The organism is Rhizobium sp. CB3090 (assembly GCF_029714285.1).
Taxonomy (GTDB): domain Bacteria; phylum Pseudomonadota; class Alphaproteobacteria; order Rhizobiales; family Rhizobiaceae; genus Rhizobium.
Map to the genome: position 1 here is coordinate 452,087 of NZ_CP121663.1, position 19,013 is coordinate 471,099.

General features: G+C 57.5%; 20 protein-coding genes. 9 read left to right on the forward strand and 11 right to left on the reverse strand.

The genetic code is table 11. The features are described from left to right. The first annotated feature begins 160 nt into the window (after positions 1–160). The gene (locus tag QA646_RS20845) at positions 161–586 is read left to right on the forward strand and encodes a hypothetical protein (RefSeq protein ID WP_283060148.1); all 426 of its coding nucleotides are present in this window, start codon (positions 161–163) and stop codon (positions 584–586) included. A gap of 116 nt (positions 587–702) precedes the next feature. Here the strand turns inward: QA646_RS20845 and QA646_RS20850 are convergent, their stop codons facing one another. The 5 genes from QA646_RS20850 to QA646_RS20870 all read right to left on the reverse strand — a co-directional run bounded on the left by QA646_RS20850 (position 703) and on the right by QA646_RS20870 (position 5,124). Next, positions 703–999, reverse strand: a complete 297-nt coding sequence (locus tag QA646_RS20850; RefSeq protein ID WP_283060149.1) for a type II toxin-antitoxin system RelE/ParE family toxin — start codon at positions 997–999, stop codon at positions 703–705. Next, complete coding sequence (locus tag QA646_RS20855) at positions 996–1,262, reverse strand: type II toxin-antitoxin system ParD family antitoxin (protein WP_283060150.1); 267 nt, start codon at positions 1,260–1,262, stop codon at positions 996–998. The genes QA646_RS20850 and QA646_RS20855 overlap by 4 nt, the downstream gene beginning before the upstream one ends. A gap of 151 nt (positions 1,263–1,413) precedes the next feature. Further along, the gene (locus tag QA646_RS20860) at positions 1,414–3,420 is read right to left on the reverse strand and encodes an ABC transporter ATP-binding protein/permease (RefSeq protein ID WP_283060519.1); all 2,007 of its coding nucleotides are present in this window, start codon (positions 3,418–3,420) and stop codon (positions 1,414–1,416) included. A 148-nt stretch (positions 3,421–3,568) separates the two neighbouring features. Continuing rightward, positions 3,569–4,810: an FAD-dependent oxidoreductase gene (locus QA646_RS20865; protein WP_283060151.1), complete on the reverse strand. Its 1,242-nt coding sequence runs from the start codon at positions 4,808–4,810 to the stop codon at positions 3,569–3,571. Beyond that, positions 4,807–5,124 carry a MocE family 2Fe-2S type ferredoxin gene (locus QA646_RS20870; protein WP_283060152.1) on the reverse strand — a complete coding sequence of 106 codons (318 nt, stop codon included), beginning with the start codon at positions 5,122–5,124 and terminating at the stop codon, positions 4,807–4,809. The genes QA646_RS20865 and QA646_RS20870 overlap by 4 nt, the downstream gene beginning before the upstream one ends. A 213-nt stretch (positions 5,125–5,337) precedes the next feature. Here QA646_RS20870 and QA646_RS20875 point away from each other — a divergent pair, with 213 nt between their 5' ends. Then, positions 5,338–6,375, forward strand: coding sequence for a LacI family DNA-binding transcriptional regulator (locus tag QA646_RS20875; protein WP_283060153.1), 1,038 nt, complete (start codon positions 5,338–5,340; stop codon positions 6,373–6,375). Between the two features lie 125 nt (positions 6,376–6,500). On the opposite strand, the gene QA646_RS20880 is transcribed toward QA646_RS20875, so the two are convergent. Together QA646_RS20880 and QA646_RS20885 are read right to left on the reverse strand one after the other, a co-directional pair. Next, positions 6,501–7,535 (reverse strand): sterol desaturase family protein, encoded by a 1,035-nt coding sequence (locus QA646_RS20880; RefSeq protein ID WP_283060154.1) that lies wholly within the window; start codon positions 7,533–7,535, stop codon positions 6,501–6,503. Positions 7,536–7,744: 209 nt separating this feature from the next. Then, positions 7,745–8,674: a sugar ABC transporter substrate-binding protein gene (locus tag QA646_RS20885; protein WP_283060155.1), complete on the reverse strand. Its 930-nt coding sequence runs from the start codon at positions 8,672–8,674 to the stop codon at positions 7,745–7,747. A gap of 228 nt (positions 8,675–8,902) precedes the next feature. On the opposite strand from QA646_RS20885, the gene QA646_RS20890 reads away from it, so the two are divergent. Together QA646_RS20890 and QA646_RS20895 are read left to right on the forward strand one after the other, a co-directional pair. Then, positions 8,903–9,748 (forward strand): sugar phosphate isomerase/epimerase, encoded by an 846-nt coding sequence (locus tag QA646_RS20890; RefSeq protein ID WP_283060156.1) that lies wholly within the window; start codon positions 8,903–8,905, stop codon positions 9,746–9,748. Between the two features lie 236 nt (positions 9,749–9,984). Then, positions 9,985–10,926 carry a phosphatase PAP2 family protein gene (locus tag QA646_RS20895; protein WP_283060157.1) on the forward strand — a complete coding sequence of 314 codons (942 nt, stop codon included), beginning with the start codon at positions 9,985–9,987 and terminating at the stop codon, positions 10,924–10,926. A gap of 65 nt (positions 10,927–10,991) precedes the next feature. On the opposite strand, the gene QA646_RS20900 is transcribed toward QA646_RS20895, so the two are convergent. Genes QA646_RS20900 through QA646_RS20910 form a run of 3 tightly spaced genes read right to left on the reverse strand, consistent with a single transcriptional unit; the run spans position 10,992 to position 13,926 of the window. Continuing rightward, a complete protein-coding gene (locus QA646_RS20900) occupies positions 10,992–11,882 on the reverse strand; it encodes an SMP-30/gluconolactonase/LRE family protein (RefSeq protein ID WP_283060158.1) in 891 nt (296 codons plus the stop codon). A 54-nt stretch (positions 11,883–11,936) separates the two neighbouring features. Next, positions 11,937–12,968: an L-idonate 5-dehydrogenase gene (locus QA646_RS20905; RefSeq protein ID WP_283060159.1), complete on the reverse strand. Its 1,032-nt coding sequence runs from the start codon at positions 12,966–12,968 to the stop codon at positions 11,937–11,939. Positions 12,969–12,978: 10 nt separating this feature from the next. Beyond that, positions 12,979–13,926 carry a 2-hydroxyacid dehydrogenase gene (locus QA646_RS20910; RefSeq protein WP_283060160.1) on the reverse strand — a complete coding sequence of 316 codons (948 nt, stop codon included), beginning with the start codon at positions 13,924–13,926 and terminating at the stop codon, positions 12,979–12,981. 98 nt (positions 13,927–14,024) lie between these two features. On the opposite strand from QA646_RS20910, the gene QA646_RS20915 reads away from it, so the two are divergent. The 5 genes from QA646_RS20915 (at position 14,025) to QA646_RS20935 (ending at position 17,651) form a co-directional block, all read left to right on the forward strand. After that, complete coding sequence (locus QA646_RS20915) at positions 14,025–14,783, forward strand: SDR family oxidoreductase (protein ID WP_283060161.1); 759 nt, start codon at positions 14,025–14,027, stop codon at positions 14,781–14,783. After that, positions 14,752–15,294, forward strand: a complete 543-nt coding sequence (locus QA646_RS20920) for a gluconokinase (protein WP_283060163.1) — start codon at positions 14,752–14,754, stop codon at positions 15,292–15,294. Before QA646_RS20915 ends, QA646_RS20920 begins: the two co-directional genes overlap by 32 nt. Then, entirely contained in the window at positions 15,291–16,178 is an 888-nt protein-coding gene (locus QA646_RS20925) for an NAD(P)-dependent oxidoreductase (protein WP_283060164.1), read from the forward strand. The genes QA646_RS20920 and QA646_RS20925 overlap by 4 nt, the downstream gene beginning before the upstream one ends. Further along, positions 16,175–16,507 (forward strand): hypothetical protein, encoded by a 333-nt coding sequence (locus tag QA646_RS20930; protein ID WP_283060165.1) that lies wholly within the window; start codon positions 16,175–16,177, stop codon positions 16,505–16,507. The genes QA646_RS20925 and QA646_RS20930 overlap by 4 nt, the downstream gene beginning before the upstream one ends. 133 nt (positions 16,508–16,640) lie before the next feature. After that, positions 16,641–17,651 carry a LacI family DNA-binding transcriptional regulator gene (locus QA646_RS20935; protein WP_283060166.1) on the forward strand — a complete coding sequence of 337 codons (1,011 nt, stop codon included), beginning with the start codon at positions 16,641–16,643 and terminating at the stop codon, positions 17,649–17,651. A 33-nt stretch (positions 17,652–17,684) separates the two neighbouring features. On the opposite strand, the gene QA646_RS20940 is transcribed toward QA646_RS20935, so the two are convergent. Beyond that, on the reverse strand, positions 17,685–18,908 hold the full coding sequence (locus QA646_RS20940; RefSeq protein WP_283060167.1) for an AGE family epimerase/isomerase: 1,224 nt from the start codon (positions 18,906–18,908) through the stop codon (positions 17,685–17,687). Positions 18,909–19,013 lie beyond the last annotated feature (105 nt).

Genomic DNA, 19,013 nt, shown 5'->3' on the forward strand with positions numbered 1-19,013 from the left:
CAGAGCGAGTGAAATACAACTCCTTATCGCTTAACGCAGTCCGTATTCCGTCCCTTCGGACTAATCACCGTAGGGTACTTTACCGCGCGTCGGCTTTATAATGTAATAAACATCAAGAACATTTTTTGTCTTCCAAGTACAAAGCGCGGAGGGATCGAAAGTGCGTCGGGTAGCGACTTTGCTTCTTCTTACTGGTTTCGCGTACGACACTGCCTACGCTTTTCAGGAGTGCAATGGACACCCGCATCTTCGTGTGATGTGGGAGAAGCAAATCATTGAAGTCGACGGCACCTTCTTCCAGATGAAAAAGGAGAAAATCTCCAAGAAGACGGCGCGTCTCGTCGGGCACGACATGGTCTTTGTTCACAATGGTCCCGGTAGCGACACTCTCATTCGGAACGGCGTTTCCACCTCCTATAGCTGCGCCACCGGCGAAGGTAATGTCGGCCTAAAAAATGCGAATGTGCAGGCATATCAAGGCAACGCATTGATAGAGGACAACTCCGCACCGGCGGATGCAACCATCTCAGGCACTCGGTCCAGCCCTGCTTCAGGCAGAGGACACGGTGGTGGCAAACACAAGTAGGTGGCTAAAAGTAGCGCGCGCGTCAGCGCGTATCTCTAGTCCTGAGCTCATCTCGCGCTCATCGCGCTGGTTCGCACTACCCGAAAATTTGGCGATTGGAAACTTCCGTCACCGGTTCAGCTCTCAAACAGTATGGCCGCATAGTCCATCGCACCGTGCAGCACATGGACGATAACCACCCGCTCCCCATCCACGCGATAGAAAATTAGATAGTTTCCGTACACGCGACGCCGGATTCGATGTCGTTCATGCCGAGGCACCAAGGGAAAGCTGAGAGGCGAATCCGCCAGAGCAAAGCACTTGCTGCGCAACTCTTGAACGAAGGACAGCGCGGGGCGCGGATTGTCTTGAGCAATGAAGTCCGCGATCTGGAACAGATCGCTTTCCGCCTCGGTCGAGAACTCGACCATCATACCGATTTTTCAGCCTTTTCAGCCAGTGCTCGATACTTGGCTTCTAATCGGTCAAACACTTCCTGGGCGGGTGTTGTGCGACCAGCGTCGGCGTCGGCTAGCCCCCTCGTAATCGAAGCATCAAGCGCGGCAAGGCGCGTCTCGCGATCCTGAATAAGCCGCACGCCCTCACGCAGAACCTCGCTCTTGGATCCGTAACGGCCCGTATCAACGAGGTTTTGAACATAGCTTTCAAGCTGCTTCCCAAGGTCAGCACTTATCATGCGAAGTTCTCCGTCGTTCCCTTTGCCCCCAAAATAGTGCATTTATCAACTATTATCAATTCCACCTGTTAACCTTAGCTTTCTTGAATCGCGCAGTGATGCATCCGACACGACTTCCACCAACGCGGGCTTGCCCAAGACCAGGCGGACTTCAATTTTTATTCGCAGGCAGCGACGTTTTATTCGGTGTCGTGTTGCGCTTCGGCAGGGAGCGCCGATTGTCCACAAGGCGCAAAAGCAAGTTCCGTTTTCTATCGCCTTGAACAAGATCAATATCGCTGACAAGCTTTGCGCCGCCCTCGCGCCGCTCCAGTGTGATCTTGCGGCTATGGAAGACTTCCAGCTCAGCGCGATGTGCGACGCTTATGATGGTGACCTTCGGCAATTCCCGGATCACCATCTCCATCATCTTGTCCTGACTTTTCTCATCAAGTGCCGACGTTGCTTCGTCGAGCACGATGATATCGGGATTGTGGAGCAGGAGACGCGCAAAGGCGAGCCGCTGCTTTTCGCCACCCGACAATGTCTGGTCCCATGGGGCGTCTTCTTCGATCTTGCCGTTCAGATAATCGAGTCCCACCTTATCGAGGGCCGCCTTGATCTCATCCAGCGTCCAGCTATCGGCGGCACTGGGATAGGCGACCGATCGGCGAAGCGTCCCGGAAGGGATGTAAGGCCGTTGCGGCAACATGAACAGTCGCCTGTCGGCGTGGAAATTGACGCTGCCGTCACCCCAGGGCCAAAGACCTGCGATGGCCCGGACCAGCGTGCTCTTTCCGGTGCCGGACTCTCCGGCTACGAGCACCCGCTCGCCCGGTTGGATCACGACCTGGGTTTCCTTGACCACAGCGGTGCCGTCGTCAAGCGACACGGAGAGATCGTTTAGGCTGACCATCGCATCGCCCTCGGTCTCACCGTGCTTGATGCGTCCCAGGGCGTTGCTCGTTTCCGCGCGCTCCAGTCCGTCGAGCGACATCATCAGCGAAGCAATGCGCCGTGCGCAGGCGTTCCAATCGGCAAGACGAGGGTAATTGTCGACCAGCCATCCGAATGCACTCTGAACGATGGCGAAAGCAGAGGCGGCCTGCATGACCTGTCCAAGCGTCATGCTGCCTTCGAGAAATTTGGGAGCGCAAAGCAAAATCGGCACAACTGGCGCAAACAGGCTCGATCCCTGCGACACAAGCGTTGTGCGCATGTGCTGGTGTGCAAGGAGCGCCCATTGCCTGAGCACATTGGCGAATGTCTTGTCGAGATCGTTACGCTCCTCCTCTTCACCCCCGAGCAATGCGATACTCTCGCCGTTTTCCCGCACATGCGTCAGCGTGTAGCGAAATTCGGCTTCCGCCTGATTTTTAACCTCGGAGACGTGGACGAAATGACGGCCGATGACCGCCATCGAGCTGGACGTGATCGCGGCATAAAGGACGGCAGTGATGACAAGGAAGCCGGGAACGACGACTGTCCAACCTGCGGCCGTCAGAGTGAGGGCTCCGCCGATCGTCCAGAGCACCAAGATGAAAGTCGAGGCCGACAGAAATGCGGAAACGACGCCGGCGATGAAATCGACCGGTGATTCCGTGGCAATCCGTAGATCCTCCGAGATGCGCGCTTCGGGGTTCTTGTGGTCGCCGCCGATGAGGTTCAACTGATAGTAACGACCGTTTGCGAGCCAGCGCGCGATAACCCTGGCGGTGAGCCAAGAACGCCAACGCCGCTGGATCATCATGCGGATGTAGACTTGGATCGTGACAAGGGTGACACTTCCGAGCACGAGGGGCAGGAATATGGCGCTCAGAAAATAGACGGTGTGGGCATTGCGTTGTTCTATGGCGTCGAAAATTGCACGATTCCAGATATTGATCCCATACTGGAAACCGACATTGGTGCCGATGAGGATCAATAGCCCGATCGAGCACGGCCAGGCGAACCAGTCGCCGCTGCGGCCCCAATAACCGCGCGCGCTGATCCAGAAGCGCCTGAGCAAATACCTCCTGCGCGCCAGCTCGGCCTCCTCAGGCGTCAGCTTTGGATCGGGTTCGATGACATTTGGCGGCGACGCGACCTCGACAGTCGATGCCTTCTCTTGGCGCGACTTCCCGGCACCGTCCCGTTCGGTGCCGTCGACCGATTTCGGGTTGGATTTAGCGTCGATCATAAGCACGAGAACGGCTTAAAAATAGAAAGGTTTCATGATGCCGGTCTCGAACATGGCACTGGAGGGCTCGTCGAGAAAATGAGGCCGCCGCCGCTGGAGCTCACAAGACCTCTACGAGGTCTCGATCAACCCGAACAACAGCAGCCTGTTACGCAGCTCTTGGCAGCAGAGATTTGAGGTTCGTGTCAGCGGCCAGCGCCTCGATTGGCGGCGTGATCCGCTTTGCGATCAGCATCTCGCTCAACTTGATGTCCTTGGCAATCCTGTTGCCGGGACCGATGCCGCTTGCTGCTACCAGCCTCCGAGTGTCATCGAGATGAAAGAGAATAAACACACCGTCGCTCAAGTCTCTTCGAACCACCATGCGTCCTTCGTCGACGAGGCCGGCGATCTGCAGGGTATAATCGAACTGATCGGACCAGAAATAGGGAACGGCGTCGTAGCTGCGGGCAGCGCCCGCCAAATTCGCCGCTGCAAGGATACCTTGATCCTGCGCGTTGCGCCACGCTTCCAGGCGGAGCCGGCGTCCGCCGTATAGCGAATGCGGGAAAGAGCAGCAGTCGCCGGCGGCGTAGATATCAGCCACCGAAGTTTCGAGGCGTTCATTGACGGCAATGCCGTTGTCGAGGGCGATACCAGCTTGCTTGGCGAGTTCCGTGCGTGGTTGTGCGCCTATGCCAACCACGAGCACGTCCGCTACAACCTCGGTTCCGTCCGAGAGCGAGATGCTGACACATTGTTCGTTGGCATCGATGTCGCCCACCGCCACGCCGCATTTCACCGCGACGTCATTGCGCTGGTGCAGGGCGGTGATCGCGGCGGCAATGGGTTCGGGCACACCGCGTTTGAGTATCCGCTCCTGGCTTTCGATCACCGTGACCCTTGCGCCACGGCTGCGTGCCGATGCGGCGACCTCCAGGCCGATGAACCCGCCACCGAGCACGGCCACATGCATATCACCGCTGATCCAGGGGCGAAGCGCAAGCGCATCGTCGATCGTCCTGAGATAGAGTATCCGCCGGGTCGCCGGAATGTTCGGCAGGCGCCTGGGTATAGCCCCCGTCGTCAGCAGCAATTTGTGATAGGGCAACGTTCGGCCGTCCGACAAGGTTACCTGTTTGCCAGCGGCGTCGATGGTGCTCACCGACGCGCCGCCGATATGCTGGATCGCCCGTTCGCTCAGCACGATCTCGCTGAGAACGGCGGGTGCCTGCGGCGTTGTGGCGGCAAGCAGCACCTGCTTGGAAAGAGGTGGCCGCTCGTAGGGGAGGTAAATCTCATCGCCGATGAGGGTAATGGGATGGGCGTAGCCGTTTTCCCTCAGGCTCAAAGCCGCGCGTGCGCCGCATTCGCCTGCGCCGACGATGACGATGCCCGCGTCGTCGCTCATGCTCCGATTCCGATCATGATGCGATCGCCATCCAGCTTGACCGGATAGGTTCTCAGATTGACGCATACCGGCGCACCGCGAGCCTCGCCCGTCTTGTAGCTGAAGCGTCCGTTGTGCTTTGGACATTCGATGATGTCGTCCATGACAAGTCCGTCGGCCAGGTGGATCTTCTCATGGGTGCAAAGCCCATCGGTCGCGAAATATTCGTCATCCGGGCTTCGGTAGATCGCGAAAGTTCGTCCGGCGTGATCAAACCGGACGACGTCCTCCTGATCGATATCGTTGGCGGCACACGCCTCGATCCATGTCGTCATTTCTTGCCTCCTCGCTATTGCCCGCCCACGGTTTGCCGCCGTGCGCAAAGGTGTCGCCTTACTGGAGGTGCATCGCGCCGGATTCCGCGCCCAACGGGCGTTGAGCCTTGATCGCGCTCAGCTTTTCCTCCCTGAACACCATCCACCATGCGCGAAATAGCGCTTCACATTCCACTGCGATTATGATCATTTTTCATCAAAGGGAGGAACGGAATGAAGAAAGCCCGTTTGATCGACATCGCGGCCGCCGCAGGCGTCGGCATCGCAACTGTCGAGCGCGTTCTCAATGAGCGAGGAGGCGTCAAGCCGCACACTGCGGAAAAAGTCGTGCTGGCGGCAAAGCGGTTGGGGTACAAGGGAGTGATCCCAAATCTCTATCGCGGAACGATCCGCATCGAGGTGATCCTGGTCAGACCGGAGTCGCCGTTCTTCAGCAGGCTCAATCGCGCGTTTGAACGGATTGCGGCCTCGCTCGACAGTTCCATCACCGTGCACAGAACCTTCGTCGAGGAGAATGATCCCGAGAAATTTGCCGCACACATATCCAACAGCGCTATTCGCCGCCACGCCCTGATTGTTGTTGCCCTCGACCATCCGAAAATCAGGGAGAGCCTGGACCAGGCTCGAAAAGCCGGTATCGAAGTCGTCCAGATCGTGTCCTATACGGAGGGCAGGGACGATGTGTTCGTGGGTATCGACAATTATGCCGCCGGACGAACCGCAGGCTTTTATATGTCACGAATGCTTCGACCTACCGCCGGAAGCATCGTTGCCATCTGTCATAGCTGGGCCTATCAAATTCATAAGGAACGCATTCGCGGCTTTTCCGATTATCTCGCTGCCCACGGCAACCCAGCGCATCGGTTTTCGGAGGTCGTATTCGGCTTCGATGACGATGTGAAATCCGCAGAAACGCTCACCCAGACGCTACGCCGCGGTACAGATGTTGTCGGCATCTATACGGCAGGTGGTGCCAATCTCGGGGTTGGATCGGTTCTTCAGCGCTACCGGCAGCAGGAGAAGAGGGAATTCCTTTGGATCGCGCATGAACTCAACGACGAAACGCGCCGCTTTATCGTTTCAGGGCTGATGACGCTTGTACTGGATCAAGCTCCGGAAACTCAGGCGAGGCGTGCACTGGACACCGTCCTTTCGAGAATGGGTGTCATCGACGTGCCCGTCAGCCGGGATCCGGTCCCATTCCTGACCTATACAGCGGAAAATATCGGACATTTTTCGCCGCCAACCTGAAGGACAAAGTGGAGCCTGCGAAGGAGGGCTCGCAGGCTCCGGCATTTCCCGCTTTCAACAGGCCGCTGAGGCGGGGGGAGATAGTTGCACGACCGGGACGATTCCAGACGCGCTTGGGCCTTGGATCAGCCAGCGGCTCCAGAACTGCGCGCCCGCTTTTCGGCATATTTCTTTGCCCGCTCCATAAACCGTTTGTTCATGCGGTCTTCGGCCTCTTTCGAGCCGTCGTGGAAAGTGCCGAACCATTTGTCGAGCGGGATGACGCCGTCGGCGTAATTGCACTCGAAAAACTTGTGATGCAGGTAATGGTCGTAGGCATGGGTATCGATGCCGGTATCATCTGCGATCACGATCTTGTCGAAGCCTGCATGACCAGGGGCAGGCGCAAGGGCCGCATGGGTCAGATGGAAGAGGGCATGGATCGGACTGGAGGGTACGATCCAGTGAATGAGCACGCCCGAGAAATACAACAGATGCTCGACGGGGTGCATCGCCAGACCGGACCAAGGGCCGGGATTGACGTTGTTATGATGCAGCTTGTGAACGGTATGATAGAGCGGCGGCCAGTGAATGAGGCGATGGACCAGATAGAAGTGCAGGTCGCGGAAGGCCGGGACCAAAAGCATCACCACAGCGCAGTAGACCGGATGTTCGGCAAAATCGACATAGGGAATGACGCCGTTCGCGAAAGCCCATAGGGTCAGCACTTCGAAGGCCGTCCAAAGCGGTACCCCGCTGGCGAATGTCCAGATCACATTGTCGATGGTCTGATTGCCGAAGAGAAATGCGGAATTGCCCTTTGAAGGCCACTTGCCGTTATATTTGAAACTCGTGCCCTGCTTCTTCTGCATGTAAAGCCGCAGATGAAACGCACCGAAGAACAGGAAGACGAGGATGGCATTGCGCGCCAGAAGATAGCCGATCCAGCCCGGTTCAAGGGTCTTCATCGTCTCCATCGAGGGTGTTGCATAGAACCACAGCAATGTTGCGACGACTGCGTAGACAACATTCCAAGGCATGAGGTAGCCAGGATATCCAAAAAACCATTTCAGGAAGGCGACCGGTTGCGCCGGCCAGATGAAGACCGGGGGATATTTGAGGAGTTTGTTGGGCTTCCAGTCTCCTCGTTTGTCGCGCGTGCCGTAGAGCGTGTCGTCCATGTGTTGTGTCCCAGATAACGGAATTTATGCGATCAGTCTCACCGACGTCGGCGCGAAACGACAGCACAGTTTTGATGAAAATTACTCATGGCCAACGGTGAGGCGTTCGCCGCACCATTTGGCAGGGTGGGAAGGGAGGCCGCCGGCCTCCCAATGTGTCAAACCACGATGGCCTGTATTGCTGGTGACAGGAGATTGCGGGATTCGGCTCAGTTGAGGTGCTCGAACTGGCTCATGTTCTCGTTCGTCACCAGCTTGAAGGGAATCCAGACTTCCTTGTCGATCTGGTCGCCCTTGATCGCCTTTAGCGCGGTGTCGACGGCGCCTCGACCCTGTGCCTTGGCATCCTGGAACACGGTGACCTTGAGATCGCCCGCTTTCATTGCCTGAAGCGCGTCGGGCGTGGCATCGATGCCTGCAACGAGCGTCTTGTCGGTCGAGGCGCCGCCACTCTTGAGCGCGGCGATTGCGCCAAGCGCCATCTCGTCATTGTTGGCGATCACGGCATCGAATTTCAGGCCGCTGGTCAACCAGTTCGAAACAAGGTCGGCGCCGTCGACGCGACTCCAGTTGCCGACCTGCTCGCGAAGGACCTTGATGCCGCTGCACTCACCGGACTTCAGGACGTCATGAACGTCAGCAGTCCTCTGCCGTGCCGCCTGGCTGGTGAGGTCTCCGACCATGATGACGATGTCGCCCTTTCCGCCCAGCATGCGACAGACCTCCTTAGTCTGCAGCGTTCCGGATTCGGTTTCGTTCGATCCCACGAAGGCCTGCTTCTTACCGAGGCTCGAGAGATCGGTGGGTTGGATATTGACATAGATCAGCGGAATGCCCGCCTCTTCGGCGATTTTGCTCATCGCCGGCGTGCCGTCCGAATCCACCGGATCGACGATAATGGCCGATACGCCGCCGGCTGCGAAGTTTCGGACCTGGTCCAACTGCTTGTTGACGTCATTGGCGGCATCTTCCACCTGCAGATCGATGCCTTTGGTTTTGGCATAATCCTGCATGCCGTTGGCAATCAGGGTTTGGAAATTGGTCGTCAGGTAGCCCATCGAAACGCCGATCCGGTCGGCGGCATAGGCTTGCGACGACAGCACGAGCACCAGCGCAGTTGCGCCAAGAAATTTCAGCATGTTCTCCTCCCAGGAAACAACGACCCAATCGGTCGCCCGAAAAGAGTTAGCGATAGCCCTGGTTAGCGTCCGAGAGTATTTTGATGAAAAAACCTCAGGCCGTCGGCTCGCCGCGTGCAAACACATCCGCTTTGCAATGAAATGCTGCCATGATCAAAACCCATCACCGGGCCATCTGGCAAAGAGGTGGGATTCGTGATCCGTGCAGCCCAATGATGGGGAGGCAATATGCAGAACATGCTCATATTTCAGTCGCTCTGGGCCATGGAGCGACGCAGCGCGAAATATCCGGAGCTCACCCTCGAAGAGAACTTGGAAAAGATCGCGGCGGCCGGCTTCGACGGCATCAGCACCCATTGGACCGATCGCGATGTCGTGCGTCGGGTTGCGGGCCTACTCAAGCACCATGATTTGCAGGCGGAAGGACAATGCTTTCCCAAGACCATCGACGATCTGAAACCGGTGCTTGAGATTGCAGCCGAATGCAATGTGCATCACATCTGCCTGCAGCCCGATGTGCGATTGCGACGCCTGGAGGATTGCCTTCCTTTGCTCGAGGGCTGGCAACGGCTGGGCGAGGAGGCGGGCATCGATGTCCTCATCGAGACGCACCGCGACCGTATGACGACCGATCTGTTCTTCACGCTCGATCTGCTGGATCGCCTTCCCGATTTGCGGCTGCTGGGCGATGTCTCGCATTTCCTCGTCGGTCGCGAATTCGCTTGGCCAATATCCGACGAAAATCATGCGCTCATCCACCGGATACTCGACAGTTCCTGGGCTTTTCATGGCCGCGTGGCTTCGCGCGAGCAGGTCCAGATCGAAATTTCCTTCCCGCATCACCGGCCCTGGGTCGATCTCTTCCTCGGCTGGTGGGAATACGGCTTCAGAAGCTGGCGCAAGCGCTCCGGCAGCGACGATGTCCTCGCTTTCACCTGCGAATTGGGGCCGAAGCCCTATGCGATCACGGGAAGAGACGGGGAAGATAGCACCGACCGGTGGGAGGAATCCTTGCTTCTCATGCGGGAGGCGCGCGCCGTATGGGCAAGAACTGCCGGGTGGCAAATCAACTGAAATAATAGGCAGATTATCTTGGACACACGCGCCACCGCCGTTTGTCTGCGGAAAAAAATCGTGACCGCTCAGCTTGCTGACAGAGGGCCTGGGAAGTCCCCTACTGCACGGCCTTATCTTCTTTTATCATTTATTGCCTAAGCGCGTTAGTTTAGCCGCCTATCGAATTCTCATCCTATGCACGAATTCTTAACGCGAAGCAGCTATGAGCTTAGCAGCTTCAGCGAGAACGTTGCATGAGTGAAACATCTAAAGCGCGATCTTTTTTAATTGGCCTTGCCGTGGTTTGTTGCGCGTCGGCATTGATCTTGGTGCGTATAGTCGGCGTCAAGGTCGATCCAGCGGGCTTCATGGAGCTGGGAGGTTTCTCCGTAGCCCTTTTGATATTCTTCAGCCTTCTTTGCCATTGGCGGGAAATGCCGTCGCTTCGATCCGCGGCCGAAACCACGGGATTTGGCTTGGCTTTGACGGGGCCTCTCGTGATGTTGACATACGTTGCTGCGACTGCAAGCCAGCCGCTGCAGGATCGGTATCTCATACGAATGGACCGGTCTCTTGGGATTGATTGCCACGAGTTGATAACGGCTATCGACGCGCACGCCATGCTCGCTCAGACGCTTACGTTCGCCTATCAAACATTCGGATTTCAGCTTCTATTAGTACCGACAGTATTGAGCATGTTGGGGCGAGATGCACGTGCCTATCAGATGATAGGAGCCTATGGGCTCATTTGTATCTTCGCCAGCATTATCTCAATCTGGTATCCAGCTCTCGGTACTTACAGGGCATTCTCAGTCGATATTCACCAATTTAAGAATATCAACGGCTCACTGGGCATAGAGTTTGCGAAACAACTTGTGGCTGTGCGAGACGATCCGAATTTCATTCTCCGCCTCGAGAGTGCAAGCGGCATCATTTCATTTCCATCTGTCCATGCTGCGGTTGCGGTCCTATGCGCTTGGGCGGCATGGGAAATCAAATGGGTTCGATGGCCCTTCGTGCTACTGAATGTCTTGATGATCTGCTCTGCTGTCACCGAAGGCGCTCATTATATTGTCGATCTCATTTCCGGGATTGGCGTAGCAGGGCTTACGATTTCGCTCGTTCTCTATATCACGCGCTCGCATTCGAGCGGCGACCTACGGGTTCCGGCGAGTAGCGGGGTCCTCGCTGAGTGATTGTCTGGATGCTGCGGTCCAAGCTGTACTAGCATTAAGATTTTAGTACAAGCCGACCATTTCAATCAAAGCGCTCCGCGCCTGTTGAGTGAAATCGCGTAAACGCTCGTGGTGGCCGTGATGAAAAGCTTGTGTTTGCCGCGTCCGCCGAAGCAAAGATTGGATACGGTCTCGGGAACCAATAGTTTACCCATCAGATGTCCATCTGGGGCAATGCAATGGACGCCGTCGCCGGCCGAGGACCAGAGATTGCCGTCACTGTCGATCCGCATCCCGTCGGCGCAACCGGGCGAGATTGCATGAAAGACATTGCCACCGGTCAAACGCCAGTTTTCCCCGACGTCAAAGACGCGGATATGGCGCGGATCGTCGCTGTGCATGCGGCCGGTGTCAGCAACATAAAGCTTCTTTTCGTCCGGGCTGAATGCCAGCCCGTTCGGACAATTGAAATCGGTGAGCACGGCTGCAATCGAACCTGAAGGATCGACGCGATAGACGTTGCAGGGCAGTTCCTGCTCGCTTTTGTATCCTTCGTAATCCGTGGCGATGCCGTAGTGCGGGTCGGTGAACCAGATGGCGCCATCGGATGCCACGATGACGTCGTTCGGCGAATTCAACCGCTTGCTCTCATAGCGGTCGGCAATCACCGTGATCGAACCGTCAAATTCCGTGCGGGTCACGCTCCGGCTGCCGTGTTCGCAACTTACGAGACGGCCTTGCCGGTCACGGGTATGGCCATTGGCGAAGTTCGACGGTTCGCGAAAGACGCTGGTACCGACGCCCGGTATCCAGCGCATGATGCGATTGTTGGGGATGTCGGAAAAGAGAAGGCAATTGAGGTCGCCGAACCAGACGGGGCCCTCAACCCAATCGAAGCCATTGGCAATCGGTTTGACGGGTGCGTTGCCAAGGACGAACTTACCGAAAGCGGGATCCATGATCTCGAAGAACGACATCTCTTATTTTACCTTTCATCATGCCTCAGTACGGCGTCGCTCCTTAAGCCGGCCTCAGGAGAAGACGATTTGCGCCTTCATAGCCCGGCTGCGGTCAGAGGCAATCTCGAAAGCACCGATCGCGTCGGCAAGCGGCACGGAATGAGTAATCAGGGGCCTGACGTCGATCAAACGCTTGCGCATCAGCTCGACGCCCACGGCAAATTCCTCATGGAAGCGGAACGAGCCGCGCAGATCCAGTTCCTTGGCCGTGATAGTTTGCATCGGCAACGTCATGTCGCCTCCAAGGCCCAACTGCACGATGATCCCGCGAGGTCTGAGCGCCGCAATCCCACCGGCAAGCGCAGCGGCAGCTCCCGAGCATTCATAAAGGATGTCGAAGGTGCCCTTGTCGGCCGAATAGGCGGCAAGCGCTTCCGGTTCTTCCTTGGTGTTGATCACCCTGTCCGCGCCGGCCTGTTTCGCAACCGAGAGCGTGAAATCCGATAGATCGGTCGCGACGATTTCCGCAGCACCGGCACGGCGGGCGGCCAGGATGGACAGGACGCCGATCGGTCCGCAGCCGGTGACGAGAACGCGTTTGCCGAGCATTTCGCCGGCGCGCTTCGTCGCGTGCAAGGTGACGGCCAGCGGTTCGGCCATCGCAGCTTCACCGGTCGTCAGGCCGTCGGCGGGGACACATTGAATGGCATCGGCGACCAGCGTTTCGCGGAACGCGCCTTGAATATGCGGAAAAGGCATGGCGCTGCCATAAAAGCGCATATTCAGGCATTGATTATGCAGGCCTTGCTGGCAATAGCGGCAGGTCCGGCAGGGGCGCGACGGCGAGACGGCAACGAGCTGGCCGACTTCGAGACCCTGAACGCCAGCGCCGAGGGCCGTGATCGTTGCACTAACCTCGTGGCCCAGGATCATCGGCTGCTTCAGGCGCACGGTGCCGAAGCCGCCATGGTTGTAGTAATGTAGATCGCTGCCGCAAATCCCGCCGGTGGCGAGCCGCAGCTTGACTTCACCTGCACCCGGCTCCTCGTCCGGATACTCCTCGATCCGCACATCCTTGGCGGCGTGAGCGACGATGGCCTTCATGTCTTTCTCCTCAAAGAACCGGGGTGAGCAGCGGCTGGCCGGCAAAATGGGCGGCAAGATTGTCGCGGACAAGCTGGCCCATGGTCTTGCGCGTCTCGATCGTGCCCGAGGCGTGGTGTGGCTGCAGAAGCACATTGTCCAGCGCCAGAAAACGCGGATTGAGCTTCGGCTCGCCTTCGAAGACGTCGAGTGCCGCCGATCCGAGCTTGCCTGCTTCGAGCGCGTCGAGCAACGCTTCCTCATCGATATTGGAAGCGCGCGATATGTTGATCAGCATGCCTTCCGGACCAAGCGCCTCGATGACATCGCGCCCGACGATATGGCGGGTCGCGGCCGAGGCGGCCAGCGTTACGAATAGAAAATCGGATTGCTCCGCAAGTTTGACCGGATCGCTCACGAATTCCATGTCGTTTGCGTAAGGTTTCGCCTCGACATCGGAATAGGCGATCTTCATGTCGAAGCCTTTCAGCCGTTTGGCGACCTCGAAGCCGATCCGGCCAAGGCCGAGAACGCCGGCTCGCCGTCCCCAGACACGCCGCTTCAACGGATAAAGACCCTTGCTGACCCAGCTTCCGTCCCGCACCCATGTCTCGGCGCCGAGCATGCCACGCGATTGGCAGAGCATCATAGCGACACCTAGATCGGCAACATCGTTGGTCAACACGTCGGGCGTGTTCGTCACGCGAATGCCTCGTTCCCGGCAGGCGTTAAGATCGACTGCGTCGAAGCCCACACCGTAGACAGAGATCAGTTCAAGGTTTGGACAGGCCTCGATCATGGCCTTGTTTGCGCCGAGCTCGCCGCGCGTGGCAATTGCTCTTATGGATGGCCCGACTTCCGCCAGAAACGCGAGTTTGTCTGCGGCCTCGAAATAACGGTGGGCGCGAAACGCCGCGTCGAGGGGTTCCTGGTCCCATTGCGGATAGGGACCTACCTGCAGGATTGCCGGCTTTTCCATCTTTTCGATTCCTCCCTTGATACTGGCTTGACACTGGATGTTATCGATAACATAAACAAGGCCACCGGCATTTGTCGAGATGAAAAAAGGAGAAAATGGTGTCTCTTGGCCTCTTCGATCTAAAAGGACGGCGCGCGCTTGTGACGGGTTCGTCGCAAGGCATCGGTTTGGCTCTTGCCCAGGGATTGGCGGCTGCGGGCGCCGAACTGGTGCTCAACGGCCGCGACGTAGAAAAGCTCACGAAAGCCGCGGCTCTGTTTGACGGCAAAGCCCGGATCTTGCCCTTCGACGCAACGGATCATGAGGCTGCTCGTCATGCCATCGATGATTTCGAAAGCAAAACCGGCGCCATCGACATATTGGTGAACAATGCGGGCATGCAGTACCGCACGCCCCTGGAAGATTTTCCCGCGGACGCATTCGAACGGCTTCTTCGAACCAATATATCGAGCGTTTTCAATGTCGGTCAGGCTGTTGCACGCCACATGATCAAACGTGGCGCCGGCAAGATCATCAATATTGCCAGCGTCCAGACCGCGCTGGCGCGGCCCTCCATCGCACCCTATACCGCCACCAAGGGCGCAGTCGGCAATCTCACCAAGGGCATGGCGACGGATTGGGCGAAATACGGACTGCAATGTAACGCCATCGCGCCGGGCTACTTCGACACGCCATTGAATGCGGCGCTGGTCGCCGATGCCGATTTCTCGGCTTGGCTTGAAAAGCGCACGCCGGCCGGGCGCTGGGGTAATGTCGAGGAACTGGTCGGCGCCTGCATTTTCCTTGCCTCCGATGCATCCTCTTTTGTCAACGGACATGTGCTTTATGTTGACGGCGGCATCACAGCGTCACTCTAAAATGATGCGGCCGCAACGGTTCGTTATCATGGGCGTTTCCGGCTGCGGCAAATCATCTGTCGGCGCAGCGCTCGCCTATCAGTTGTCGGGCATATATATCGATGGCGACGACCTTCATCCCGCGGCGAACGTCGCCAAGATGAGTGCGGGTGTGCCGCTCACCGACGCGGACCGGTGGCCGTGGCTGAACAGCGTCGGGGAGCGTCTTACCCAAGCCGAGGGAACGGCGCTGATCGGGTGTTCGGCGCTGAAGCAGATCTATCGCGACAGGATTCGCGCAGCCGTCGATGGGCCCGTGCGTTTCATCCATCTTGCTGGGAAAAAGGAAGTGATTGCTGCTCGCCTGCAGGCGCGGCAGGGACATTTCATGCCGGCGGCTTTGCTCGAGAGCCAGTTTGCTGCACTTGAGCCGCCTGGGCCGGGGGAGCACGCAATCACCGTCGATATCGATCAACCGTTTGATGCGGTCATAGCGGCTGTTATCGCCGCGCTGGAGGAGGAAGACCTATGAGCAGCAAAGTTGCGCTGATCGGCGCGGGCGCGATGGGCGGAGCCATCGGCGCGCGCCTTGTGGAGACCGGAAATCACCTGACGGTCTTCGATCTCGACAGCGAAAAAGTGGGCGCGCTGACGGCCAAGGGAGCCAGTGCTGCGGCAAGCGCCGCCTTGGCCGCTTCCGTATCGGACTATGTCATTCTCAGCCTGAACTCGCCGCGGATCGTGCGTGCTGCGGTCTTCGGCCCTGGCGGCGTCGCGGAGGGCGCCAAGCCCGGAACGCTGATTATCGACATGTCCTCTATAGATCCCGATGCAACCAAGGAGCTAGCGGCGGACGCTCAGGAGAAAGGCCTGCGCTGGGTGGATAGCCCGCTTTCGGGCGGTGCGCCGAAGGCCCTGATCGGCCAATTGACGCTGATGGCCGGCGGCCGCGATGAGGACGTCAAGGATGCGCATGAGGTGCTTCGACACGTCGCCTCGAACTACACCCATATGGGCCCGCCCGGTGCCGGCCAGACGACGAAACTGATCAACCAGGTGCTCTGCGCGCTAAACTTTCTCGCTGTCGCGGAAGCGACCCAACTGGCGCTCGACGCCGGCGTCGATGCCGCCAAGATCCCGCAGGCACTGAAAGGCGGACGAGCCGACAGCGCCATCCTCCAGGAATACATGCCGCGTTACGTCGCCAAGGACTACCGCCGGACGGGCCGCATCGACAACATGGTCAAGGATCTTAACGGTGCGCAAGATCTCGCCCGACGCACCAACACAGCCATGCCGCTGACGGCCGTCTGCGCGGAAATACACCGCATGCTGACGGCAGCCGGTCTCGGCGGCGAGGACCAGGCGGCGTTGATGGAATTTTTCAAAGGGCCGAACAAGGAGATCGCCGAATGATTACTCGATACGCACTATTCGAAGGCAAGGTTAAGGATGGCGAGGCCGACGCATTTCGCGACGCCGTCATTGAGACCATTCTGCCGAAATGGAAGCAATTTCCCGGTGCTCTGGATGTGCGCGTGTCCTTTGCAGAAGCCCGAGACGAAGGCGCACCGGAATATCCGATGATTCTGGCCGTCAACTATCCCGACATGGCTGCAGTCGAAGCAGCACTTGCAAGCCCGGTTCGCGCCGAAGCCCGCGCGGCGACAGAGGCAGTGCTGTCCCGGTTCTTTGAAGGACGCATTCATCACCACGTCACGGTCGCCCACGAATTCGTGCTTTAAACTCATTCTGCCCTGCCAATGCTGGTGCGGAGCCGGAAGGCTCCGCATTTTCATTTCAGGATGGCGAAGGGTGCCTCTTGCTATTTAAAGTAAAGGCATATTACTCTCATGGTAACGATAACATAGGCCATCAATGAGTAACACTCGCAAACCGCCGACCATGGCAGACGTAGCCCGCGTCACCGGGGTCTCCCCGATGACGGTATCGCGCGCATTCAAGGCCGATAGCCTGATCAGCAAGGAGAGACGAGAGGCCATCCTCCGGGCTGCCGAGGATCTCGGTTATGTTTTCGATAGCACGGCCTCCAACCTGCGTTCGCAGAAGTCCGGTTTCGTCGCGGTGACGATTCCTTCGATCAACAACGCCAATTTCGCCGACACCGTCGGCGGGCTTTCGGATACGCTCGCCGCGCGCGACATGCAGATCCTGTTGGGGTACACCAACTACAACATGCAGGAGGAGGAGCGGCTCATCGAGCAGCTCTTGCGCCGCAAGCCGCAGGCCATTGTCGTGACCGGCGGCAGGCATACGGAACGCGGCCGACGTCTGTTGGAGACGGTCAATATCCCGGTGATCGAGACTTGGGATATTCCCGCCGAGCCGATCGACCATTACGTCGGATTTTCCAATGCCAACGCAGTTCGCGACATGGTGGATCACTTCGTCCGCGCCGGCTATCGTCGCATCGCCTTCATCGGTGGCGATGTCGGGCGCGACACGCGCGGCAGCGAGCGGCGGATTGGCTTTGCCGCCGCAATGCAAGTGCACGGGCTCGATGCATCGCGCCTGATCGCCGCCGGACTGCCGCCCATTTCGATGCGGGAAGGGGCGAACGCGATGGCAAAGCTGATCGAGATCTATCCGGATACCGAAGCCGTCGTCTGTGTATCGGACCTTGCGGCTTATGGCGCGCTGACCGAATGTCGTCGCTTGGGCGTTCCCGTGCCGGAGCGTTTTGCGATCGGCGGCTTCGGCAATTACGAGATCGGCGAAGTCTGCGTGCCCACATTGACCACGATCAATGCCTTCGCACGCGAAATCGGTGAAAAGACCGCACGATTGATCCTCGATATCCTCGATGGCAAGCAGGGTGTCAATGTCAGGATCTCGCCCGAACTGATTGTGCGCGACAGCAGCCGATAGAGATTAGGTGATCTCGATCGGTCTGTGTTCATATTACATGCTCGCGGCCCTCGGCATGGCCAATGTCTTTTTGACGATAGAGCCGTTATCCGTTCGCTCAATTTCCATACCTTCAAGGTCGAGGTCGGCGACCACTGTCCAGAGATGATAGAGCGAGCTGGCTGGTATCGAGTTCGCGACCAGATTTCCAGAACTGTCGAAACAGTCTCTCCACATGCCGTATGGCGCATGACTTAGATATTCCGTCATAATTTGTGTCGCGAGTTCGCGCGCATTCTTTAAATTGACTGGATCGTTTTGCGCTGCATACTCGGTGATATAAGCTTTGAGCAATTCAGTTTGTGGCCACAGGCGCCTCGTATTTTTGGAAATGCGTCCGTCATCAAAAAACTCATCGAGAATAAACGGAATGGTCGCTTCACTGAGACAACGCTGAGATGCAGCGAGGAGATTCGAGCAAAGTTGCGTATGATCTTCTTTCGCCAGCTTTTCATATCGCCGAATTAACCAAACCCACTCTGCCATGTGGCCGGGCTCAATTCGATCTGAGCCATATTCCTTTGAGATTTCCCACGCAGGGCCAAAAAACTCGCGGAGCAGACCAAATTTCCGATCGTAAAACTGCGTCTGAAATAGTGCGAAAATGTCGTGGGCGCGAGCGATATAGCGGTAGGATCCATCCGTCTCCCACAGCGCAAGACAAGCTTCGAAAAAGTGCATATGAGGATTCTGTCGGCGCGGTAGATTACCGCTCGCGGTCTCTGCCCAACCACCAAAATCTGCTGCAAGCGTTTTGTCGATTGCAGACAGTGTCTCATCCGCAACCGATTTATAGAGGTTGTTTCCGGTCGCCTTGAAGAGCCACGCAAGAGCGAGAAGAACACAGGACTGATCATAAAGATCTATCTCCGGATCCACCACGCGAGAGGCTTTTCGATCGAATGAGCGGACAAATCCGGACCGTTCGCCAGGCATCCAACAGGTACTTCTTAAGCTATCGAATGCAATTTGCGCTTTATCCAATGCCTCTCTGGGCGCAGCATTTTGGCAATAGGCATGGGCGAACACATAAATCTGGCGCGCAGAGGTCCGAGTTCGCACTACCGTGCTGCCCGTCCGAGATCCATCAAGGGCCAACGCTTCCACAAACTGGCAGGCGTCGTCATCGAAGGCCAATTTGAGCCAAGCTGGAAGTATAGTGTCGATCAGATGTGTCTTAAGAGCAAGCAACGGCATAATAAGTTCTTTGAAAGTCACTCGGATCTGATCGGGTCTTTACGTTGCTGACTTAAAATGCCGCAATCGCTTGGAGACGGTGTGGGCTAAAGGGGAGCACCGGTTGGCTTCAAGAATTCATTTAGT

Bases quoted from the DNA above. Each gene is read 5' to 3' on its own strand.
- QA646_RS20850 (WP_283060149.1), bottom strand. From the start codon at position 999: ATGATGGTCGAGTTCTCGACCGAGGCGGAAAGCGATCTGTTCCAGATC.
- QA646_RS20855 (WP_283060150.1), bottom strand. From the start codon at position 1,262: ATGATAAGTGCTGACCTTGGGAAGCAGCTTGAAAGCTATGTTCAAAAC.
- QA646_RS20860 (WP_283060519.1), bottom strand. From the start codon at position 3,420: ATGATCGACGCTAAATCCAACCCGAAATCGGTCGACGGCACCGAACGG.
- QA646_RS20865 (WP_283060151.1), bottom strand. From the start codon at position 4,810: ATGAGCGACGACGCGGGCATCGTCATCGTCGGCGCAGGCGAATGCGGC.
- QA646_RS20870 (WP_283060152.1), bottom strand. From the start codon at position 5,124: ATGACGACATGGATCGAGGCGTGTGCCGCCAACGATATCGATCAGGAG.
- QA646_RS20875 (WP_283060153.1), top strand. From the start codon at position 5,338: ATGAAGAAAGCCCGTTTGATCGACATCGCGGCCGCCGCAGGCGTCGGC.
- QA646_RS20880 (WP_283060154.1), bottom strand. From the start codon at position 7,535: ATGGACGACACGCTCTACGGCACGCGCGACAAACGAGGAGACTGGAAG.
- QA646_RS20885 (WP_283060155.1), bottom strand. From the start codon at position 8,674: ATGCTGAAATTTCTTGGCGCAACTGCGCTGGTGCTCGTGCTGTCGTCG.
- QA646_RS20890 (WP_283060156.1), top strand. From the start codon at position 8,903: ATGCAGAACATGCTCATATTTCAGTCGCTCTGGGCCATGGAGCGACGC.
- QA646_RS20895 (WP_283060157.1), top strand. From the start codon at position 9,985: ATGAGTGAAACATCTAAAGCGCGATCTTTTTTAATTGGCCTTGCCGTG.
- QA646_RS20900 (WP_283060158.1), bottom strand. From the start codon at position 11,882: ATGTCGTTCTTCGAGATCATGGATCCCGCTTTCGGTAAGTTCGTCCTT.
- QA646_RS20905 (WP_283060159.1), bottom strand. From the start codon at position 12,968: ATGAAGGCCATCGTCGCTCACGCCGCCAAGGATGTGCGGATCGAGGAG.
- QA646_RS20910 (WP_283060160.1), bottom strand. From the start codon at position 13,926: ATGGAAAAGCCGGCAATCCTGCAGGTAGGTCCCTATCCGCAATGGGAC.
- QA646_RS20920 (WP_283060163.1), top strand. From the start codon at position 14,752: ATGTTGACGGCGGCATCACAGCGTCACTCTAAAATGATGCGGCCGCAA.
- QA646_RS20925 (WP_283060164.1), top strand. From the start codon at position 15,291: ATGAGCAGCAAAGTTGCGCTGATCGGCGCGGGCGCGATGGGCGGAGCC.
- QA646_RS20930 (WP_283060165.1), top strand. From the start codon at position 16,175: ATGATTACTCGATACGCACTATTCGAAGGCAAGGTTAAGGATGGCGAG.
- QA646_RS20935 (WP_283060166.1), top strand. From the start codon at position 16,641: ATGAGTAACACTCGCAAACCGCCGACCATGGCAGACGTAGCCCGCGTC.